Annotated in this window: 23 protein-coding genes and 1 pseudogene; 20 read left to right on the top strand and 4 right to left on the bottom strand. The window is 70.7% G+C overall.

The genetic code is table 11. The features are described 5' to 3' along the window. Positions 1-2 precede the first annotated feature (2 nt). Positions 3-695, top strand: coding sequence for a tRNA (guanosine(37)-N1)-methyltransferase TrmD (trmD, locus tag IFT36_RS07340; RefSeq protein ID WP_200412782.1), 693 nt, complete (start codon positions 3-5; stop codon positions 693-695). A 76-nt stretch (positions 696-771) separates the two neighbouring features. On the opposite strand, the gene map is transcribed toward trmD, so the two are convergent. Continuing rightward, the gene (gene map / locus IFT36_RS07335; protein WP_200412781.1) at positions 772-1,542 is read right to left on the bottom strand and encodes a type I methionyl aminopeptidase; all 771 of its coding nucleotides are present in this window, start codon (positions 1,540-1,542) and stop codon (positions 772-774) included. 38 nt (positions 1,543-1,580) lie between these two features. On the opposite strand from map, the gene IFT36_RS07330 reads away from it, so the two are divergent. From IFT36_RS07330 to IFT36_RS07290, 9 genes are all read left to right on the top strand, one after another. Further along, a complete protein-coding gene (locus IFT36_RS07330; protein WP_056046186.1) occupies positions 1,581-2,150 on the top strand; it encodes a hypothetical protein in 570 nt (189 codons plus the stop codon). A 160-nt stretch (positions 2,151-2,310) separates the two neighbouring features. Beyond that, positions 2,311-2,658 carry a 50S ribosomal protein L19 gene (gene rplS, locus IFT36_RS07325; RefSeq protein WP_043596315.1) on the top strand — a complete coding sequence of 116 codons (348 nt, stop codon included), beginning with the start codon at positions 2,311-2,313 and terminating at the stop codon, positions 2,656-2,658. Between the two features lie 67 nt (positions 2,659-2,725). Then, entirely contained in the window at positions 2,726-3,475 is a 750-nt protein-coding gene (lepB, locus tag IFT36_RS07320; protein ID WP_056046184.1) for a signal peptidase I, read from the top strand. Next, positions 3,472-4,110, top strand: coding sequence for a ribonuclease HII (locus tag IFT36_RS07315; RefSeq protein ID WP_200412780.1), 639 nt, complete (start codon positions 3,472-3,474; stop codon positions 4,108-4,110). The genes lepB and IFT36_RS07315 overlap by 4 nt, the downstream gene beginning before the upstream one ends. 73 nt (positions 4,111-4,183) lie before the next feature. Next, on the top strand, positions 4,184-4,507 hold the full coding sequence (locus IFT36_RS07310) for a DUF2469 domain-containing protein (RefSeq protein ID WP_056046179.1): 324 nt from the start codon (positions 4,184-4,186) through the stop codon (positions 4,505-4,507). A gap of 153 nt (positions 4,508-4,660) precedes the next feature. Next, positions 4,661-5,026: a YraN family protein gene (locus IFT36_RS07305; protein ID WP_123570347.1), complete on the top strand. Its 366-nt coding sequence runs from the start codon at positions 4,661-4,663 to the stop codon at positions 5,024-5,026. Then, positions 5,023-6,552 (top strand): YifB family Mg chelatase-like AAA ATPase, encoded by a 1,530-nt coding sequence (locus tag IFT36_RS07300; protein WP_200412779.1) that lies wholly within the window; start codon positions 5,023-5,025, stop codon positions 6,550-6,552. Before IFT36_RS07305 ends, IFT36_RS07300 begins: the two co-directional genes overlap by 4 nt. Then, on the top strand, positions 6,549-7,811 hold the full coding sequence (gene dprA / locus IFT36_RS07295; protein WP_199736206.1) for a DNA-processing protein DprA: 1,263 nt from the start codon (positions 6,549-6,551) through the stop codon (positions 7,809-7,811). The genes IFT36_RS07300 and dprA overlap by 4 nt, the downstream gene beginning before the upstream one ends. A 50-nt stretch (positions 7,812-7,861) precedes the next feature. Then, positions 7,862-8,776 carry a tyrosine recombinase XerC gene (locus IFT36_RS07290; RefSeq protein WP_200412778.1) on the top strand — a complete coding sequence of 305 codons (915 nt, stop codon included), beginning with the start codon at positions 7,862-7,864 and terminating at the stop codon, positions 8,774-8,776. Between the two features lie 93 nt (positions 8,777-8,869). Here the strand turns inward: IFT36_RS07290 and IFT36_RS07285 are convergent, their stop codons facing one another. Next, positions 8,870-9,430 carry a murein hydrolase activator EnvC family protein gene (locus IFT36_RS07285; protein ID WP_200412777.1) on the bottom strand — a complete coding sequence of 187 codons (561 nt, stop codon included), beginning with the start codon at positions 9,428-9,430 and terminating at the stop codon, positions 8,870-8,872. 133 nt (positions 9,431-9,563) lie between these two features. On the opposite strand from IFT36_RS07285, the gene IFT36_RS07280 reads away from it, so the two are divergent. From IFT36_RS07280 to IFT36_RS07235, 10 genes are all read left to right on the top strand, one after another. After that, positions 9,564-11,012: a sugar porter family MFS transporter gene (locus IFT36_RS07280; protein ID WP_200412776.1), complete on the top strand. Its 1,449-nt coding sequence runs from the start codon at positions 9,564-9,566 to the stop codon at positions 11,010-11,012. 356 nt (positions 11,013-11,368) lie between these two features. Next, positions 11,369-12,316 (top strand): 30S ribosomal protein S2, encoded by a 948-nt coding sequence (gene rpsB, locus IFT36_RS07275; RefSeq protein ID WP_056046166.1) that lies wholly within the window; start codon positions 11,369-11,371, stop codon positions 12,314-12,316. A gap of 44 nt (positions 12,317-12,360) precedes the next feature. After that, positions 12,361-13,188: a translation elongation factor Ts gene (tsf, locus tag IFT36_RS07270; protein ID WP_200412775.1), complete on the top strand. Its 828-nt coding sequence runs from the start codon at positions 12,361-12,363 to the stop codon at positions 13,186-13,188. Between the two features lie 151 nt (positions 13,189-13,339). Beyond that, entirely contained in the window at positions 13,340-14,059 is a 720-nt protein-coding gene (pyrH, locus tag IFT36_RS07265) for a UMP kinase (protein WP_056046162.1), read from the top strand. A 77-nt stretch (positions 14,060-14,136) separates the two neighbouring features. Beyond that, entirely contained in the window at positions 14,137-14,655 is a 519-nt protein-coding gene (frr, locus tag IFT36_RS07260; protein ID WP_054145670.1) for a ribosome recycling factor, read from the top strand. Next, positions 14,655-15,653 carry a phosphatidate cytidylyltransferase gene (locus IFT36_RS07255; protein ID WP_200412774.1) on the top strand — a complete coding sequence of 333 codons (999 nt, stop codon included), beginning with the start codon at positions 14,655-14,657 and terminating at the stop codon, positions 15,651-15,653. The genes frr and IFT36_RS07255 overlap by 1 nt, the downstream gene beginning before the upstream one ends. A gap of 63 nt (positions 15,654-15,716) precedes the next feature. Then, positions 15,717-16,271, top strand: a complete 555-nt coding sequence (locus tag IFT36_RS07250; protein WP_056047652.1) for a DivIVA domain-containing protein — start codon at positions 15,717-15,719, stop codon at positions 16,269-16,271. Between the two features lie 302 nt (positions 16,272-16,573). Beyond that, positions 16,574-17,194, top strand: a complete 621-nt coding sequence (locus IFT36_RS07245) for an aggregation-promoting factor C-terminal-like domain-containing protein (protein WP_056046159.1) — start codon at positions 16,574-16,576, stop codon at positions 17,192-17,194. A 48-nt stretch (positions 17,195-17,242) separates the two neighbouring features. After that, positions 17,243-17,542, top strand: coding sequence for a hypothetical protein (locus IFT36_RS07240; protein WP_200412773.1), 300 nt, complete (start codon positions 17,243-17,245; stop codon positions 17,540-17,542). Further along, positions 17,539-18,282, top strand: coding sequence for an alpha/beta hydrolase (locus IFT36_RS07235; RefSeq protein ID WP_307785052.1), 744 nt, complete (start codon positions 17,539-17,541; stop codon positions 18,280-18,282). The genes IFT36_RS07240 and IFT36_RS07235 overlap by 4 nt, the downstream gene beginning before the upstream one ends. A gap of 66 nt (positions 18,283-18,348) precedes the next feature. Here the strand turns inward: IFT36_RS07235 and IFT36_RS07230 are convergent, their stop codons facing one another. Then, positions 18,349-19,407: an AI-2E family transporter gene (locus IFT36_RS07230; protein WP_056046155.1), complete on the bottom strand. Its 1,059-nt coding sequence runs from the start codon at positions 19,405-19,407 to the stop codon at positions 18,349-18,351. 73 nt (positions 19,408-19,480) lie between these two features. After that, positions 19,481-20,530, bottom strand: a pseudogene (locus IFT36_RS07225) (hypothetical protein); the annotation flags it as partial.

The raw sequence follows: 20,530 nt of genomic DNA, 5'->3' as shown, positions 1-20,530 counted from the left end.
GCGTGCGCATCGACATCGTGTCGATCTTCCCCGAGTTCTTCGGGGTGCTCGACATCTCGCTGCTCGGCAAGGCGCGGCAGCAGAAGCTGCTCGACGTCGAGGTGCACGACCTGCGTGACTTCACGCACGACCGGCACCGCACCGTCGACGACACCCCCTACGGTGGCGGGGCAGGCATGGTCATGCGGCCCGAGCCCTGGGGCGAGGCGCTCGACCACGTCTTCGGCGAGACGTCCACGCCCGACGACACGATCATGATCGTTCCGTCGCCGGCCGGCACGCCCTTCACCCAGGCCACGGCTCGCGAGCTCGCGTTCGCTCCGCACCTGGTCTTCATCTGCGGCCGGTACGAGGGCATCGACCAGCGCGTCGTCGAGCACGCCGCCACCCGGGCGACGGTGCGCGAGATCAGCCTGGGCGACTACGTGCTGAACGGTGGCGAGGTCGCCGTCACGGCGATGATCGAGGCCATCGGTCGTCTCGTCCCGGGCGTCGTGGGCAACCCCGAGAGCCTCACCGAAGAGAGCCACGAAGACGGCCTGCTCGAGTACCCCAGCTACACCAAGCCGGCGTCCTGGCGGGGTCTCGACGTGCCTCCGGTGCTGCTGAGCGGCAACCACGCGGCGATCGCGACCTGGCGTCGCGAGCAGCAGCTCGAGCGCACCCGCCGGGTACGGCCCGACCTGCTCGACTGATCGGGCCGAGCCTGCGCGGTCCGGGCGTCCCGGCCCGACCCGCCGGGGAGGGTCCGCCGGGGACGGCCCGTCCGGGTCACCCGCGCGCGGTGAGCACGAGCGGCCCGTCCTCGGTGACGGCGACGGTGTGCTCGACGTGTGCGGCCCGCGAGCCGTCGACGCTGCGGAGCGTCCAGCCGTCGGCGTCGGTCACGATCGCGTCCGTGCCGCGCATCAGCCACGGCTCGATCGCGACGACGAGGCCCGGTCGGACGGGCCACCCGCGCCCCGCGCGCCCGTCGTTCGGCACGTGGGGGTCGCCGTGCATGGTGCGTCCGACCCCGTGGCCGCCGAACTGCAGGTTGACGCCGTAACCCGCCCCGCGAGCGACCTGTCCGATCGCAGCCGAGACGTCGCCGAGCTTGGCGCCCGGCCTCAGGGCCGCGATGCCGGCGTCGAGGGCCACCTCGCAGGTCTCGATCAGGCGGAGGTCCTCGGGCGATGCCCGCTCGCCGACGACGAACGACACGGCCGAGTCGGCGACCCAACCGTCCACCGAGGCGGCGAAGTCGAGGCTGAGCAGGTCTCCGTCGCGCAGGCGGTAGCGATGCGGCAGGCCGTGCAGGGCCGCGTCGTTGACCGACGTGCAGATGACCTTGCCGAACGGGCTCGCCCCGAACGACGGGTGGTAGTCGACGTAGCAGCTCTCGGCCCCCGCCTCGCGGATCATGCGGTGCGCGAGCGCGTCGAGGTCGAGCAGGTCGACGCCGGGTCGCGCGGCCGCACGGGTCGCCTCGAGCACGCGGGCGACGAAGGCTCCGGCGGGTCGCATGCGTTCGATCTCGTCGGGGGTGCGCAGTTCGATCATGCAGCCATTCTTCACGAAGCCCTCGTAGCCTCGACCGCATGACGACGCGCAGGATCTTCTACCGCCTCCTCTGGGTGGCCGTCTTCGTGCTGCCGCTCTGGGTGCTGCTGGGTCGGGCGTTCTTTGGCGTCCCGCTGGGCCTGCAGTTCGTCGGCCAGTTGCTGCTCGTTCCCCTGCTCTTCGTCGGGCAGGCGGTGGCCACCGGCGTGGTGGTGGGCCGCCGCAGCGTCCGGCGGGCGAAGGCCGTGTCGTGGGCCGACGCGGGTCTGCTCGCCCTGTCCTGGCTCGGCCAGCTCGGCCTGGGGTTCTTCATCGTCGACAGCTCCGCCGAGTCCGCGTCCGCGTCGGCCTTCACGCAGGTCGCCGGCGGGGTCTCGTCCCTCGACCTCTCGACCGCCCTGTTCGCCCTCTGCGCCGTCGTGACGATCGCGGCGGGCGTGGGCCTGTTCGCCTGCGCCCTCTGGCAGTTCGTGAAGGAGGCGCGGGCCCGCATGGCGACGTCGCTCGCCGATCTCGAGCGGGTCGCGTCGGGCACCGGGGCCGCCGCGGGGCGTCGGCCCGGCTACGGCGACGACGGCCCCGTCATCACCATCACGCCGCGAGGCTGACACGGGTGCCCGCGCTGTGGCACAATAGGCGCTTGTGCCTGCGCACGACTCTGCCACAGGGGAGTCTGCCGATCCAGAGCACACCTTCTTCATCATGACGGGCGCGTGACGCGCCCCAGACACGCAGTCGACCTGTGGCGGTTGCAGAGAGCGAACGACAATGCACATCCTCGACGCGGTTGACTCCGCCAACCTCCGCTCGGACGTCCCCGACTTCCGCGCCGGCGACACCGTCAAGGTGCACGTCAACATCATCGAAGGCACGCGCTCGCGCGTCCAGGTCTTCCAGGGTGTCGTCATCGGCAAGCAGAACGAGGGCATCCGCGAGACCTTCACGGTCCGCAAGGTGAGCTTCCAGGTCGGCGTCGAGCGCACCTTCCCGGTGCACTCCCCGGTCATCGACCACATCGAGGTCGTCAGCCGCGGTGCCGTCCGTCGCGCCAAGCTCTACTACCTGCGCGAACTGCGTGGCAAGAAGGCCAAGATCAAGGAGAAGCGCGACAACTAGTCACGCCCCTCAGCGACATCACGCGAGCTCCCCGCCATCTAAGATGGCGGGGAGCTCGGGTGGTTAAATGACGAATGACACAGTGAGGCGCGCCCTGCGTCCTCGACGCGACGACGGCGGAAAGCGCGGCATCGGCACCTTCGTGCGCGACGTGCTCGTCATCTTCCTGGCGGCCCTCCTGATCTCGTTCCTGATCAAGACGTTCCTGATCCGGTCGTTCTACATCCCCTCCGGGTCGATGGAGCAGACGCTCCAGATCAACGACCGCATCATCGTCAACGAGCTCGTACCCGACCTCGTCGACGTCAAGCGGGGCGACGTGGTCGTGTTCACCGACCCGGGCGGTTGGCTCGACGGCACGGCTCCCATCAGCACGACCACCGGCAACCCGGTGTCCGACGGCTTCTCGTGGTTCCTCACGCTGGTCGGGCTCGGCGCACAAGACAGCAACGACCACCTGATCAAGCGGGTCATCGGCCTGCCGGGCGACACCGTCGAGTGCTGCAACGACTTCGGCCAGATGTCCGTCAACGGCGTCCCCCTCGACGAGCCCTACGTGAACCTGCCCCCGGGCGAGACCCGGGTCTCGGCCGACGACTTCTCGGTCACGGTGCCCGCCGACTCCCTCTGGGTGATGGGCGACAACCGCTACAACTCGAAGGACAGCCGGTACAACGGCGCCACTCCGAGCAAGGGGTTCGTCCCGATGAGCGACGTCGTCGGACGCGCCTTCGTCATCAGTTGGCCCACTGAGCGCTGGACGTGGCTCGGCGACTACCCCGACGTCTTCCGCGGCACCGAGCGAGAGGGCGAATGAGCCCCGTCGTCGACCCCACCCTCGACTACGAACGCGAGCTGCACGCCGCCGGCGCGACCTGGGTGATCGGCTGCGACGAGGTCGGTCGGGGCGCCATCGCCGGGCCGGTCGCGGTCGGGCTCGGGGCGGTCCACGTCGAGTGCCTCGACGTCCCCGCGGGTCTGCGCGACTCGAAGCTCCTGTCCGAGAAGCGACGCGAGGCCCTCTACCCGCTGGCGACGTCGTGGGTGTCCCATCACGCGGTGGGCTTCGCCGATGCGCACGAGGTCGACCGGCTGGGCATCGTCGTCGCCCTCGGGCTCGCGGGCAAGCGTGCCCTCACGGCGCTGCACCACGCCGGTGTCGGCATCATGCAGTCCGTGGTGGTGCTCGACGGCAACCACGACTACCTTTCACCCCAGCTCGCCACCCCTCCGCGCATCACGACCAGGGTCAAGGCCGACCGCGACTGCGCGTCGGTGGCGGCGGCGTCGGTCATCGCCAAGGTCGAACGCGACCGGCTGATGATCGAGGCCGACGGCGTCCACCCGGGCTACGCCTGGGCCGGCAACAAGGGCTACGGCTCGTCGGCGCACTACGGGGCCCTGTCCGAATTGGGTCCGTCGCCGCTGCACCGCCTCACCTGGCTGCACTGACCTCGAGCACCTACGCCGGGAGCAGAGGGACGACGGCGACCGCTGCCCCGAGGGCCGCGTAAGCTCGACTCCGATGGACGAGGACGATTTCGAAGACTACGACCGCGAGGTCGAGCTCGCGCTCTACCGCGAGTACCGCGACGTGGTGTCGCAGTTCCGCTACGTGGTCGAGACCGAGCGGCGTTTCTACCTGGCCAACGAGGTCGACCTGGTCCGGCGTGACACCGAGCACGACTTCTACTTCGAACTGTCGATGACCGACGTCTGGGTCTGGGACGTCTACCGCTCCGACCGCTTCGTCAAGTCGGTCCGGGTGCTCACCTTCAAGGACGTCAACGTCGAAGAGCTCACGAGCCGCGACCTCGAGCTCCCGAAAGAACTCGCACTCGACGAGTAGTCGTCCGTCGCCGCGCGACCTCCTGGCGCGGGACGCGCTGCGTCTCGACTCGGCTCGTCCCCAGCCGCGGCCGGGTCGGTGGCGTCCCCAGCCGATGCTCCGCCCGCCCTCCGAGGGGCGCGCCTCCGCCAGCCTGCTGGCAGGAGGTCAGACATGGCGAAGAAGGACGAATTGGGTCGGCGCGGCGAAGACGTCGCGGCCGAGTACGTCGAGGCGCAGGGCATGCGGGTCGTCGAGCGCAACTGGCGGTGCCGTGAAGGCGAGATCGACGTGGTCGCCCTGGACGGCGACGAGGTGGTCGTCGTCGAGGTCAAGACGCGATCGGGCACCGGCTACGGTCACGCGCTCGAGGCCGTGACGCCGGCCAAGCTGGCGCGTCTGCGACGGCTGGCGGGGGCCTGGTGCCAGGCGCATCCCACCTCGACGCCCCGGGGGGTGCGCATCGACGTCGTGGGCATCACGGTGGAGCGGTGCGCGGGGCACGAGCGGATCGACCACGTCCGCGGGGCCGGAGCATGAGCGTGGCGCGGACGCGGGCGGTCGCCCTGCTGGGCGTCGACGGAGCCCTGGTCGAGATCGAGGCGGACATGGGTGCCGGGCTGCCGGCGTTCGTGATCATCGGACTGCCCGACACGTCGCTGGGTGAGGCCCGTGACCGCGTCCGGTCCGCAGCGACCAACTCCGGGTGCGCCTTGCCGGCGCGCAAGCTGACCGTCAACCTGTCACCGGCGTCGCTGCCCAAGCAGGGGTCGTCCTTCGACCTCGGCATCGCCATCGCGGCCCTGGCCGCAGCCGAACTCGTCCCCGCCGAGTCCGTCGAGGGCGTCGTCCACCTGGGCGAGCTCGGGCTCGACGGCCGGCTCAGGCCCGTCGACGGAGTCCTGCCCGCCGTGTTGGGTGCGCGCCGGGCAGGGGCCGCCACCGTCATGGTGCCGACCGACAACGCGGACGAGGCCGCCCTCGTCCCCGGCATCCGCGTGGTGGCCGTGCCGAGCCTGCGCGAGGCGGCGATCTGGCACGGTGCAGGGCTCGAACCCGAGCCGGTCGTGGCCATCACGCGATCGCGCACCGAACCGGCAGTGCCGGCCGAACTCGACCTCGCGGACGTCATCGGCAACGTCGACGCCGTCGAGGCGCTCGTCGTCGCCGCGGCCGGCGGCCACCACCTCCTCATGGTGGGGCCGCCCGGCGCAGGCAAGAGCATGCTGGCGGCCCGTCTGCCCGGTCTGTTGCCCGACCTCGACGCCGATTCGGCCCTCGAGGTCGCGTCGATCCGTTCGTTGGCCGGGGTCGCCGTCACGGGCGATCTCGACCGGAGGCCGCCGTTCGAGGCGCCCCACCACACCTGCAGCGCGGCGGCCCTGGTCGGCGGGGGCAGCGGGGTCATCAGGCCCGGCGCCGCGTCGAGGGCGACCCGGGGCGTGCTGTTCCTCGACGAGGCGCCCGAGTTCCGACAGACGGTCCTCGACTGTCTTCGCCAGCCCCTCGAGTCGGGCGAGACCGTCGTCCACAGGTCACGGGCGGTGGCGCGTTTCCCCGCGAGGTTCCAACTGGTCGCGGCGGCGAACCCCTGTCCGTGCGGGCAATACGGCTCTCGCGACTCCGACTGCAGTTGTTCCCCGCACCAGCGGCGTCGCTACCTGGGCAAGCTCTCCGGGCCTCTCGTCGACCGCATCGACCTGCAGTTGCGGGTGGCCCGCATCAGCTCGTCTCAGTTCCGAGCCTCGGCCGACGTCGTCCCGACGACGACACGCCAGGCCCGCGAACGCGTCGACCGGGCGCGCGGCCGTGCCGCCCGCCGGCTCGAGGGAACACCCTGGCGGTCGTCCGGCGAGGTCCCAGGAACCTGGCTGCGTGATCCGGCGAACCGCCTGGCCGCGGCGGACTCACAGCCCGTCGACCGGGCGCTCGAGACCGGTGCCCTGACGATGAGGGGTTACGACCGCGTGCTGCGGGTCGCCTGGACCCTCGCCGACCTCGACGACGAACCCGCCCCCGTCCGCCGTCACGTGGTCCGGGCCCTGAGCATGCGGCAGTCGCTGTGAGCGACCTGCTCCGGGCGACCCCCGCCGAGCTGGCCGACCTCGTCCGGCCCCTCCTGCCCGGCGCCCACGAGTTCAGCGAGGCACAGACCCTCGAGGCGTTCGCCCTGGGCGCCTGGACAGGTGTGGTCGAACCGGGTGACGCGGTGGGAGGCGTCGTCCGGTCACTGCTCGGACCGACCGTGGGGCTCCGCCTCGTGCTCGAAGCGGCGGTCGGTCACGACGACCCCCGCGCGGGTCTGCTCGCTGGGGCCCTGGTCGAGGCAGGGGCCACCCGCGACGACGTGGAGCGGCTCGACCTCGGACGGGCGCTCACGAGATGGCGGCCCCGTCTCGAGACCAGCGTGATCCTCCGGTCGTTCCGTACGGCGACCGTGGTGGGATCGAGGCTGCTCGTGCCGGGCACCCCGCTGTGGCCCGAGGCCCTCGACGACCTCGGCCATCACGCTCCCGTGGCCCTCTGGGCACGAGGTCCGGCGTCCGTTCCGGCGCCGACGTCGAGCATCGCGATCGTCGGCTCGCGGGCGGCGACGGCCTACGGCGAGCAGGTGTCGGCCGAGCTCGCCGGCGGCGTGGCCGACCGGGGTCTCGCGGTCGTCTCGGGTGCCGCCTACGGCATCGACGGTGCCGCCCACCGGGCGGCCCTGGCCGCCTCGGCGACGACGGTGGCCGTCATGGCCGGGGGAGTCGACCACCTCTACCCGGCCGGTCACGACGCCCTGCTGCGACGCGTCATCGAGACGGGTCTGGTGATCTCCGAGGCTCCGTGCGGTGGCAAGCCGTCGCGGTGGCGGTTCCTGCAACGCAACAGGCTGATCGCGGCGTTGACGGCCGCGACCGTCGTGGTCGAGGCCGGCGGCCGCTCGGGGTCGCTGAACACGGCCGCCCACGCGCAGTCGCTCGGTCGTCCGGTCGGGGCCGTGCCCGGCCCGGTCACCTCGCCGTCGTCGGTCGGCTGCCACGCCCTGATCCGGTCCGGTCTGGCCGAGTGCGTGACGGGTGCCGACGAGGTCCTCGCACTCGCGGGGGTGTCGACCGACCTCGTCGTCGCCTCGTACGAGGGCCGACGGCTCGACCCCGAGACGATGCGGGTGCTGGACGCCCTCAGCACGACGGCGACCCGCGAGACCGACGAACTGGCCGTCGCGAGCGGGCTGTCGCTCGAGACGGTCCGCGACGTGCTCGCCGAACTCGACCTGTCGGGTGCGGCCCGGCGCTCCGGCTCGGGGTGGCGACGGGTGAGGGGGCGCCGCGATGGTTAGCCTGTCGGCATGCGCGAGCCGGGGTCGAGACGCGAGGAGCGGGTGCTGCCGTGACGCGCCTCCTGGGCGAGGTCGAACGGTTCGCCGACCACCTGCACGACGGCCGGGGGCTCAGCGACCACACGGTGCGGTCGTACGGGGCCGACCTCGACTCCCTCGTCGCCTTCGCCGAGAACCGGCTCGGTCGCCCGGGTGAGGTGGGCGACCTCGACCTCGACCTGCTTCGCGACTGGCTCTGGCAGGGCACGCAGGCCGGGCTCGCCCGGGCCACCCTCGCCCGGCGGTCGGCGAGCGTCCGGGCCTTCACCCGGTGGCTCGACGAGACCGACCGCACACCGGTCGACGTCGGTGCCCGACTGCGTTCTCCGAAGCCCGAGAGTCGCCTGCCGCGCGTCCTCACGCGCGAGCAGGTCGACGGCCTGTTGGCGTCCCTCGCCGTCCGGGCGGACACGGGCGACCCCGGGGCACGCCGGGACCTCGCGGTCGTCGAACTGCTCTACGGCGCGGGCCTGCGCGTGTCGGAGCTCGTCGGGGCGGACGTCGGCGACGTGGACCTCGAACGGCTGACCGTGCGGGTGACCGGCAAGGGGGCGAAGCAGCGCGTCGTGCCGTTCGGGGTGCCGGCGGCCGAGGCCCTGGGGCGGTACGTCGACCTCGCCCGCCCGACGCTCGTCACCCCGGTCACGGACGCCGCCTTCTTCGTGGGGTCGACCGGGGGGCGGCTCGGCACGAGGGCCGTCTACCGACTGGTCGCCGGGCTGCTCGCCGACCTCCCGGGCGGCGGGCCGGCGGGGCCGCACGCATTCAGGCACACGGCCGCCACCCATCTGCTCGACGGAGGGGCCGACCTCCGGGCCGTCCAGGAGCTGCTCGGTCATGCGAGCCTCGGCACCACGCAGATCTACACGCACGTCTCGACCGACCGTCTGCGCGACAGCTACCGGTCGGCACACCCGCGCGCCTGACGACGCTCCACCCGACGACGCCCACGACGCCCGAGGACCCTCCGAGCACCCGACCGTGCTGCGGTCGTCGGCCCGGCCGGTGCCGACCGGTGCTCAGCGGGGCGTGGTCGGCAGCAGCACCGACGGCTCGATCCCGCCCAGGAACACCAGGGGCGAGACGTACTCACCGTCGATCCGCGCCCCCAGGTGCAGGCACGGTCGGTCGGGGCAGTGCCCTCGCTCGAGCACCCCGACGGTCTGCCCCCGCGTGACGGCGTCGCCCTTCGAGACACCGGCCACCACCGGTTCGACGCTGCTCAGCACCCCGCCCGGGTGGGCGATCGACAGCACCGGCCGGTCCACCACGACCCCGGCGAAGTGCACGACGCCGTCGTCCGGGGCGGTCACGACCGAGCCCTCGGCCGTCCCGACGTCGAGGCCGCGGTGCCCCGGCGACCACGGGTTCGGCGGCCCGACGAAGGGCCGGACCACCGGATGGGGCGAGGCGACCGGCCAGGCCCACACCGCGCCTCCTGCGCTCGCTGCCCGGGGGTTCGCTGTCCGGGGGTTCGCGACCGCGGGCGTGACCGAGAGCGACCCGGCGAGGGCCGTGACGAGGGCCGCCGTCGGGAGGGTGACGAGAAGCCGCGTCGTCGGCCGCAGGTGAGAGCGCATACCGGCACCTTGCCGGTTGCGCAAGCTTTCTCGGCGAGGCGTAAGGTTCACCCGTGCACGAACACCCCGTGCACATCGTTTGTGGGGGAGTCGTGGCCACGAGCCCTGCTCCTCGAGCCGTGAAGGAGTACAGGTGTCGAACACCACTGCAACGACGAAGAGCTTGAACAGGCGGGTGACCGCGCTGGCCGTGGCGGCGGCCATCGGCGGGTTCCTGTTCGGTTTCGACTCGTCCGTCATCAACGGCGCGGTCCAGTCGATCACCGACGAGTTCGGTCTCACCGAGTTCGCCTCGGGCTTCGCGGTCGCCTCGGCCCTGATCGGTTGTGCCATCGGTGCCTACGTCGCCGGCCGCCTCGCCGACAAGATGGGTCGCATCAAGGTGATGCTGATCGGTGCCGGTCTGTTCCTGATCAGCTCGATCGGTGCGGCCGCGGCCTTCGCCGTCTGGGACCTCGTCCTCTGGCGCGTCATCGGCGGCCTCGGCATCGGCATCGCGTCGGTCATCGCGCCCGCCTACATCAGCGAGGTGTCGCCCAAGGCGATCCGCGGTCGCCTGGCGTCGTTCCAGCAACTCGCCATCACGCTCGGCATCTTCGCCGCCCTTCTGTCGGACCAGCTCTTCGCGGTCACGGCGGGCGGCGCATCCGAGCCGTCGCTCTTCGGCCTCGCCGCGTGGCGCTGGATGTTCCTGGTGGGAATCGTCCCGTCGGTCGTCTACGGCATCCTGGCCTGGCGTCTGCCCGAGTCGCCGCGGTACCTCGCCGGTGACGGGCGGGAGGCCGAGGCCAAGGAGGTCCTCCAGACGATCGTCCCGGCCGAGACCGTCGAGACGAGCCTGAAAGAGATCACGGACTCGATCCGCACCGAGGCAGAGCTCGAGAAGAAATCGTCGATCCGCGGGACCCGCTTCGGCCTCCAGCCCATCGTCTGGGTCGGGATCATCCTCGCCGTGCTGCAGCAGTTCGTCGGCATCAACGTGATCTTCTACTACTCGACCACCCTCTGGCAGGCCGTCGGCTTCCAGGAAGAGGACTCGTTCCTCATCTCGACCATCACCGCGGTCGTCAACGTCGCGGTCACGTTCATCGCGATCGGGCTCGTCGACAAGGTCGGTCGTCGGCCGATGCTGCTCACCGGCTCCATCGGCATGTTCGTCAGCCTCGCCGTCACCGCCCTGGCCTTCAGCCAGGCGACCACCTCGGCGAGCGGCGACCCGTCGCTGCCCGGCGCCTGGGGCCCCGTGGCCCTCGTCGCGGCCAACCTCTTCGTCGTGTCGTTCGGTGCCACGTGGGGCCCGCTCATGTGGGTGCTGCTCGGAGAGATGTTCCCCAACAGCATCCGTGCCACGGCACTCGGCGTGGGCAGCATGGCCAACTGGATCGCCAACTTCATCGTGACGGTGTCGTTCCCCACCCTCGCCGCCCTCAGCCTCACGCTGTCGTACGGCATCTTCGCGTTCTTCGCGCTCGTGTCGTTCTTCTTCGTGCTGGCGAAGATCCCCGAGACGAAGGGGCGCTCGCTCGAGGAGATGGGCACCTCGGCCGTCCAGGCCGATGCGGGGCGGTCGGCGAAGGCCTGAGCCCGACACGATCCACGAACGTCCCGTCCAGATCCTGGGCGGGACGTTCGTGCACGTCGGGGTCCCCGCCCGGGGTCGACCTCCACCTCACCGGGCCCGTGGTGGTGCTAACATGAGCGATGCAGCCTGCTCAGCAGGCTGACTTCGCGTGCCCTGTGCGTCCCCGGACGCACCGACGTCGAGGCGACCTGGTCGCCTCGCGCCGCTCCCGGCCTCCACGTCCATTCGGTCCGAACCGCCTCACGGTGGGCTCGGCGGACGTGTGCCCGGGCACCAGGCAGTGGCGACCGACCGGTCGCCCGACAACCGACAAGCAGGCACACCCGCGGGTGTGCCCAGGAACAAGGAGAACGACCATGGCCGTCGTCACCATCCGCCAGCTGCTCGACAGCGGCGTCCACTTCGGACACCAGACCCGCCGCTGGAACCCGAAGGTGAAGCGCTTCATCCTCGCCGAGCGCTCGGGCATCCACATCATCGACCTGCAGCAGTCGCTCGGCTACATCGACAAGGCGTACGACTTCGTCAAGGAGACCGTCGCACACGGCGGCACCATCCTCTTCGTCGGCACGAAGAAGCAGGCCCAGGGCTCCATCGCCGAGCAGGCGAACCGCGTCGGCCAGCCCTTCGTCAACCAGCGCTGGCTCGGTGGCCTCCTGACCAACTTCCAGACGGTCTCGAAGCGCCTCGCCCGCATGAAAGAGCTCGAGGACATCGACTTCGACGACACCACGCAGGGCTTCACCAAGAAAGAACTGCTGATCAAGAAGCGTGAGCTCGACAAGCTCCACAAGACGCTCGGCGGAATCCGCAACCTCACCAAGACGCCGTCCGCCCTCTGGGTCGTCGACACCAAGAAAGAGCACCTCGCGATCGACGAGGCCAAGAAGCTGGGCATCCCGGTCATCGGCATCCTCGACACGAACTGCGACCCCGACGAGATCAACTTCCCGATCCCGGGCAACGACGACGCCATCCGTTCCGTCGGCCTGCTGACGCGCATCGTCGCCGACGCTGCCGCCGAGGGTCTGGTGCAGCGTCACCAGAAGCCCGAGGACGCCGACCAGCCCGTCGAGCCCATGGCCGAATGGGAGGCCGAGCTGCTCGCGCAGGGCGAGGCCAAGGCCGCCGACGCCGCCGCCGAGGCACCTGCTGCCGAGGCCCCCGTCGCCGAGGCCCCCGTCGAGGAGAACGACGCCGACGCGCAGGTCGCCGCGAAGCCCCTGGGCGAGCCGGTCGTCGAGCCCGTCGCCGAGGCGACCGAGGCCACCGCGGCCGAGCCGGCCGACGCCGACTCGAAGTAGTCCTCTCCTTCACCCTTCCGACTCCACGAAAGGAAGTCAGACACATGGCCAACTACACCATCGCTGACGTCAAGATCCTCCGTGACCGCCTCGGCGCGGGCATGGTCGACAGCAAGAACGCCCTCGAAGAAGCCGACGGCGACATCGAGAAGGCCGTCGAGATCCTCCGCGTCAAGGGACTGAAGGGCGTCGCCAAGCGCGAGGGCCGTCAGACCACCGCGGGTCTCGTCGCCGCCAAGCCCGGTTCGGGGTACGCCACGCTGATCGAGCTCGCCAGCGAGACCGACTTCGTCGCGAAGAACGAGAAGTTCGTCGCCCTGGCCGACCAGGTCCTCGAGGCGGTGCACGCGGGCGGAGCCTCCAGTGCCGCCGAGGGCAACGCCGCCGCGATCGGCGGCCAGACCGTCGAGGCCTTCGTCAACGACGAGGCCGCGCTCATGGGCGAGAAGGTCGAACTGCGCACCGTCAACCGCATCGAGGGCGAGCAGTTCGCCATCTACCTGCACAAGACCTCGAAGGACCTGCCCCCGCAGGTCGGCGTGGTCGTGGGCTACACGGGTGAAGACGCCGAGACCGCTCGGTCGATCGCTCAGCACATCGCCTTCGCCGCGCCGACGTACCTGTCGCGCGACGACGTGCCGACCGAGCAGGTCGACAAGGAGCGAGCCATCGTCGAGGAGACCGCGAAGAACGAGGGCAAGCCGGAAGCGGCCCTGCCCAAGATCATCGAGGGACGCCTCACCGGCTTCTTCAAGGAGATCGCCCTGCTCGACCAGGCCTACGCGAAGGACAACAAGTTGTCCGTCGCCAAGGTGGTCGCCGAGGCCGGACTGACGATCACGGGCTTCGCCCGCATCAAGGTCGGCGCCTAGACAGCACCGTGACGGGGTCCGAGACGAACGTGTCTCGGACCCCGTTCCCATGCCCGGCCGAGGTGACGACGTCGGGTGCATCATCGGCGACGGACGGCGACCAGCCCGAACTCGCTAACCTGGCTACGGCCACGACGAGACGGAGACTCGCATGACATCGGAAACGACCGGACGACGACGCGTCCTGCTGAAGCTCTCGGGTGAGGCCTTCGGCGGCGGCCAGCTCGGCGTGAACCCCGACGTGGTCGGCTCCATCGCCCGTGAGATCGCCGACGCGGCGACCGACGTCGAGATCGCCATCGTGGTCGGTGGCGGCAACTTCTTCCGCGGTGCCGAACTCAGTCAGCGCGGCATGGACCGGGGCCGGGCCGACTACATGGGCATGCTGGGCACCGTCATGAACGCCCTCGCCCTCCAGGACTTCCTCGAGCAGGCCGGCGCTGCCACCCGCGTCCAGTCCGCCATCGCGATGACCCAGGTCGCCGAGCCGTACATCCCCCGTCGCGCCGAGCGGCACCTCGAGAAGGGGCGCGTCGTCATCTTCGGTGCCGGCGCCGGCCTGCCGTACTTCTCGACCGACACCGTCTCGGCCCAGCGAGCCCTCGAGATCGGGGCCTCCGAGGTGCTCGTCGCCAAGAACGGCGTGGACGGCGTCTACTCGGCCGACCCCCGGCACGACCCGTCGGCGGTCAAGCTCGACCAGCTCACGTACCAAGAGGCGCTGATGCAGGGGCTCAAGGTCGTCGACTCGACCGCCTTCAGTCTCTGCATGGACAACGGCATGCCCATGCACGTGTTCGGCATGGAAGGCGAGGGCAACATCGCCCGCGCCATCCGCGGCGAACGCATCGGAACAATCGTCAGCAACTAGACGACTAAACTCGACCGCGAACCGAACAAGGAGCACCAGTGGCGATCAACGACGTACTCACCGAGACGCGCGAGAAGATGGACAAGGCGCTCGACGCCGCCAAGAACGACTTCGGGACGGTGCGCACCGGCCGCATCAACCCCGCTCTGTTCCAGAAGATCCCGATCGACTACTACGGGACCCCGACCCCGCTGGCCCAGCTCGCCTCGCTGCAGGTGCCCGAGGCGCGCACCATGATCGTCACCCCCTACGACAAGACGGCCCTCAAAGAGATCGAGAAGGCCATCGCGACCTTCCCGAACCTCGGGGCCAACCCGACGAACGACGGCACGATCGTCCGAGTCACCATCCCCGAGCTGACGCAAGAGCGTCGCAAGGAGTTCGTCAAGCTCGTGCGCAGCAAGGGCGAGGACGCCAAGGTGCAGGTGCGCAACGTCCGTCGCAAGTCCAAAGAGGCGCTCGACGCCCAGAAGACCGAGGTCGGCGACGACGAGGTCGCTCGTGCCGAGAAAGAGCTCGAGTCGATCACCAAGGGGTACATCGACTCCATCGACGACGCGTTGAAGAAGAAAGAAGCGGAGCTGCTCGAGGTCTGATGAGACAGCGACCCGACGGCGCCGGCCCCGACGACTCGTCACCGGCTCAGAAGAGCACTCTCGGTAGTCGCCGGGCCGACTTCGACGCTCGAGCGCAAGCGGCCCGGCACGACATCGAGAGCCAACTGCGGGCAGGCAAGGCGCGCCTCGACTCGCGCAACGAGAAGTTGACGGCGCGCACCGGTCGCAACCTGCCGGCCGCCATCGCCGTGGGTGTCCTGCTCGGGGCCGCGGTCTTGTTGAGCCTGATCTTCGTCAAGGCGTTCTTCATCATCGTGGCGGCGGCCCTGATCGGTTCGTTGTGCTTCGAACTCGCCAGTGCCCTGCGCTTCGCCGGGCGTGACGTGCCCCGCCTCCCGAGCGTCCTCGCCGGCGTGGCCGTGGTCCCCGCGGCCTTCTACGGCGGAGCCGGCGGCCAGTGGGTCGCTCTGGTGGGCGGCATCGTCGTCGTCTCTGTGTGGCGCCTCGTCGAGACGGCTCGTCCGTCGCACCGAGCCAGCGCCTCCTCGCTGGGTCGTGATCTCGGTGCCGGTGCGTTCGTCCAGATCTACTGCTCGTTCCTCGGCAGCTTCATGGCCCTCATGGCTGCTCGACCCGACGGCCAGTGGTGGACCCTGTCGGCTCTCATCGTCGTGATCGCGGTCGACACCGGTGCCTACGCGACCGGCCTGAACTTCGGCAAGCACCCGATGGCGCCCCGCATCAGTCCCAAGAAGACCTGGGAGGGCTTCGCCGGTTCGGTGGCCGCCAGCCTCATCGCGGCCGTGCTGTTGTCGGTCTTCCTGCTCGACGAGCCGTGGTGGTTCGGTCTCGTCTTCGGTGGCGTCATCATCGTGACCGCCACCATCGGCGATCTGTCCGAATCCCTCATCAAGCGCGACCTGGGCATCAAAGACATCAGCACCTGGCTTCCCGGCCACGGCGGGTTCCTCGACCGGCTCGACAGCACGTTGCCCTCGGCCGCCGCGGCCTACGCCCTGTACCTCCTCTTCGCGTGACGCCCGTCCGCCGGTACTGACCGGCCGCGCGTCCAGCGGCTTGCCATCGGCCCATGCGGCATGATGGTGGCCGTGAGCAGCACATTCCCGATCGTTCCCAAGGGCAAGCGGGGTTACGACGTCGACGAGGTCGACGCGTTCCTGGTCGAGGCCCGGAAGGCCTACGCCGGCGAGACCGGCCTCGGCATCGATTCCGCCCGCATCCGACGCACGGCCTTCGGGTTGACCAAGAACGGGTACTCGACGGCACACGTCGACGCCGCGCTCGAACGTCTCGAGGACGCCTTCGCCAGTCGGGAGCGCGAACGGGCCGTCTCGTCGGGCGCCGAGTCGACCTGGTTCTCGACCGCGCGCTCCGGGGCGGAAGACATCGTGGCCCGTCTCGAGCGACCGCAGGGCCACCGCTTCGACAGGGTGGGCATCCTCACGACCGGCTACCACCCGCGAGACGTCGACCGCCTCACCCGGCGGCTGCACGGCTACTTCACCGACGGCCGCCCCCTCAGCATCGACGACGTCCGGGCGTCGGTCTTCCGGGCGAAGCGCGGCGGTTACCGCGAGAGCCAGGTCGACCTGGTGCTCGACACGGTGGTCGACGTCATGCTCGCCGTCCGCTGACGGTCACGGCCGGGCCTCTCCTCTTCCCCCGAGCCTCCGACACGCTGACGGGTCGTCCCTGGCCCTCCGGCGTCCCATCGGTTACCCTGGACGTACTCATGGGCAGGCACGCAGCGAATCCGACCCCCGGTCCCTCTCGACGAGAGCACCCGGCCGCGGTCGAACGACCCTCGACCCGCTGGCGCATCCGCGTGCCGGCCTCGCAGAGCGTCGTGCGACGCCCCGCAGCCGGCTCCCTCGCGTTCACCGGTCCCGTCCGCGATGCCGTACCGGCCGCTCGTCGAACCGGATTCCCTCGACGGGTGGCAATTCCCCTCGTCGGTTTCTGTGCGTCGTTCGCCTTCGTGTCGGCCTCGCTCGTCAACCCCTTGGCCGGTGCCGAGGCCGCGACGACCGTTCCGGGCGCTGCGTCGGTGCTGACGGCCCCCGGTCAGACCCTCACGGTCGCCGGTGCCGCCGTGACCGTCGCCGACCGGGACGCCTACGGCGTGACCGAGTACGTGCCGCCGCCGCCCCCGCCCGTCGTGGTGGCCGAGACCGAGAAGCCCGCGGCCCCGTCGGGTGCGACGTCCGGCTCTGCCAAGAAGTCGTCGTCTGCTCCCGTGGCGGGTACCCCTGACCCGGGCAGCGCGAAGGCCGTCGCCGCCGAACTCGTGGCCGCTCGCGGCTGGGGCTCCGACCAGTACGACTGCCTGGTGTCGCTGTGGCAGAAAGAGTCCAGCTGGAACGTCTACGCGTCCAACCGGTCGAGTGGTGCCTACGGCATTCCCCAGGCCCTGCCGGGTAGCAAGATGGGCTCCGTCGGTGCCGACTGGCAGACCAACCCCGCCACGCAGATCACGTGGGGGCTGAACTACATCGGCGGCCGCTACGGCAACCCCTGCGGTGCCTGGGCTCATTCCGTCGCCAACAACTGGTACTGATCCGTCGCACGGCCCTCGACCTCGGGGGCCGTTGCTACGCTGGTCGTCATGCCCCGCAGCAACCGCTCCCGTCGCTCGCGCGACCGGCGTGACGCCGACGAGGCCTACGACGTCACCCGAGCGTCGTTCGGCGGCTTGACGGTCGAGACCAAACACGGGCGTTCGTTCAACGTCCAGTCGGTCTCGGCGACGTCGGCCGTCAAAGAGTACGTCTGCCCCGGCTGCTCCTTGGGCATCGCTCCCGCGACGCCGCACGTCGTGGCCTGGCGTGTCGACGGGCTGTTCGGTGCCGAGGACGACCTGGCGGCCCGCCGCCATTGGCACACCCACTGCTGGAGGATCTCGTGACGACCCCCGACGCCGACGCTCTCGAGATCCGCGGGGGCGTCCTGTTGCCCGCGCGCCGCGAGGACGTCCAACTGCACACCGGCGACGGTCTGACCCTGGTGGGCGAGCTGAGCCTCCCGGCGGACCGCGGGCCCGTCGGCACGATCGTCGCGTTGCACCCTCTGCCCACCGCCGGCGGGTTCATGGACTCCCACGTCATCAGGAAGGCCGCGGCCCGTCTTCCGGCCCTGGCCGACCTCGCCGTGCTCAGGTTCAACTTCCGTGGGGTGTCGTCTCCGCGAGGTCGGTCCGAGGGCGAGTTCGGCGAGGGGGTGGCCGAAGCGGCCGACCTCGCCGCCGCCGTGGCCTTCGTGGGCGATCGCGGTCTGCCCACCCCGTGGTTGGTGGGTTGGTCGTTCGGCACCGAGGTCGCCTTGAAGCACGGCCTCGACGTCGAGGTGGCCGGCGTCGTGCTGCTGTCCCCACCACTGCACCGCACGTCCGACGCCGAACTCGGCGCGTGGCACGACTCCGGGCGGCCCGTGGTGGCCGTCGTGCCCGAGTTCGACGACTACCTGCGTCCCGACGAGGCGCGACGTCGCTTCGCCCTCGTTCCCGAGGCCGAGGTGGTCGCGGTCGAGGGAGGCAAGCACCTCTGGGTCGGCGAGAAGCAGACCAGTCGCGTGCTCACCGAGATCGTCCGTCGGGTCGCGCCCGGTGCCCTGCCGCTGCCGTCCACCTGGCCGCCCCGCGCCTCCTGACGGTGCGTCCGCCGTCGGCGGGCGGTCCGCCGCGCCGGGCCCGGAGCGACCGGGGCATGGCGCGTCTCAGAGCTGGTTCTGGCGTGGCACGTAGACCTCGCGGATGATCAGCAGGATCGACGCGGCGACGGGGATGGCGATGAGTGCGCCGAGCACTCCCAGCAGGGTGCCACCGACGAGGGCCGCGATGACGACGATCACGCCCGGGACGCGGACCGCCCGCCGCATGATGCGCGGGCTCAGCAGGTAGGCCTCGACCTGCATGTAGACCAGGTAGTAGACGGCTGTCGTCACCCAGGTGGCCGGTGACTGGGGCAACAGCGCGATCTGTGCCAGCACGATGATCGCCGAACCGCTGATCGTGCCGACGAGGGGGATGATCGACCCCAGGAACGCGATGAACGCGAAGACGGCCGGCTGTTGGGCGCCGATGATGGTGAGGAACACGAAGCTCAGGATGCCGTTGAGCGCCGCGAGCGTGAACTGGCCGATGACGTACCGACCCACCGATTGGCTGATCTGTTCGGAGATGTCGACGAACGTGGCCCGCTTCGAGGCCGGGACGAGCTGGTAGAGCGCCCGCTTGACGCTGTTGATCGACGAGGTGAAGTAGATCGTCAGGATGACCACGACGACCGTGCCGAAGAGGCCGTTGCCGATCGCGACGCCGACGGCGAGGACCCCGCCGCCGATCGTGACGACGTTGTCGGGGTTGGTCAGGAAGTCGACGATGGAGTCGAGCGCGTCCTGCACGTCGAAGACGTTCTGGGGGACGAGTTCTTGCAGGTTGTCGACGAACTGCTGGGTGGTGACGCTCTGCAGGTACGACGTCAGCGCCTGGATGAGGCTCGTGGTCTGCTGCACGATGACGGGCACGATCGCGAAGACGACGCCCACGAAGGCGCCCACCACGGCCACGAGGACGATCACGATGGCGATGCCCCGGGGCACCCGGCGCTTCTCGAGCCACGAGACGACCGGGTCGAGCCCCAGCGAGATGAACAAGGCCGCGCCCACGTAGGTCAGGATCGTCGAGAGCTGCCCGACGGCGCCCCCGATGACGAGGGCGACGAGCACTCCCAGCCCCGCGAGCAGACCGATGCGGAACGGGTTGTGGATCTTCACGGGCGGGCTCCTGTCGACGGCACGGGCCGGTCGAGGTCACGGCGGCACCGACTGCCCGACACGGCCTGTCGCCCTACTCTGACGTACCGCCGCCGACTTGTCCGATCATGCCACGCAGGTTCTCGAAGTACTCCGCGACGGCGTCGCGTTCGGCCGTGATCTCGGCCAGGCGTTCTTCGGCGTCACCGATGAGGTCGTCGGCCCGCTGCTGGGCATCGGCCAGGATCGACCGCGAGCGTTCGTCGGCGTTGGTGAGCACGTCGTGGGCCGTCTCGTCGGCGTCCGTCCGGGTGGTGCGGGCGTACTCGAGCGCGGTGCGTTCGAGGTCGTCGGCCTCGCGCCGGACCTCGGTGGCGCGACGGGTGGCCTCGGCGAGCTGCTCGGCCGCCGCGTCGAGCAGCTCCTGGGTCTCGGCGACGGCGTGCTGGTGTCGCTGCGTGAGCTCGACCTCCGCCTCGTCGCGACGGGCCAGCAGTTCGACCTCGAGGTCGGCGCGCCCCTGGTCGACGTCGCGGCGCAGGTCGGCGATGGCGCGTTCGCGGTCGGCCTCGAGCCCGGCGCGGACCCGGACGTCGTCGGCGGCCAGGCGGGCGCGCTGGGCCTCGGTCTCGTCCGCCAGGGCGGCGCGGGCCTCGGCGGCCTCGGCGGCGAGTTCGGCGCGTGCCTGCTCGATCTCGGTCGCGAGTTCGGCCCGCCGGTCGGCGTCCTCGCGGGCGAGACGGTCGGCCTGCGCCTCGCTCTCGCGGGTGAGGCGCTCGTCGGTCTCGACGGTGATGCGCGCGATGCGTTCGCGTGACGTGGTCTCGGCGAGGTCGAGTTCGTCGCGGCGGCGCCGGGTCTCGCGGTCGAGCTCGGTGCGGGCGTCGCCGACCTCTTTCTCGAGTTCGGCACGGGCCTGTGCGATCTCGGCCGCGAGGCGGTCACGACCGGTCGCGATCTCGCGCTCGAGCTCGACCCGGGTGGATTCGACCTCGTCGGTGAGGTCGGCACGGGTGGCGTCGACGTCGCGGGCGAGGAGCGCGCGGGTCTCGGCGACCTCGTGGGCGAGCTCGGCACGGGCCGCGGCGACGTCGCGTTCGAGTTCGGCGCGCTGGGCCGCGACGTCGTCGGCCAGCTCGGCGCG

This window comes from Frigoribacterium sp. CFBP 13605, from assembly GCF_014839405.1.
Lineage (GTDB): Bacteria > Actinomycetota > Actinomycetes > Actinomycetales > Microbacteriaceae > Frigoribacterium.
Note: the sequence above shows the minus strand (reverse complement) of the source record. Positions and strands in the feature narration are given on the sequence as shown.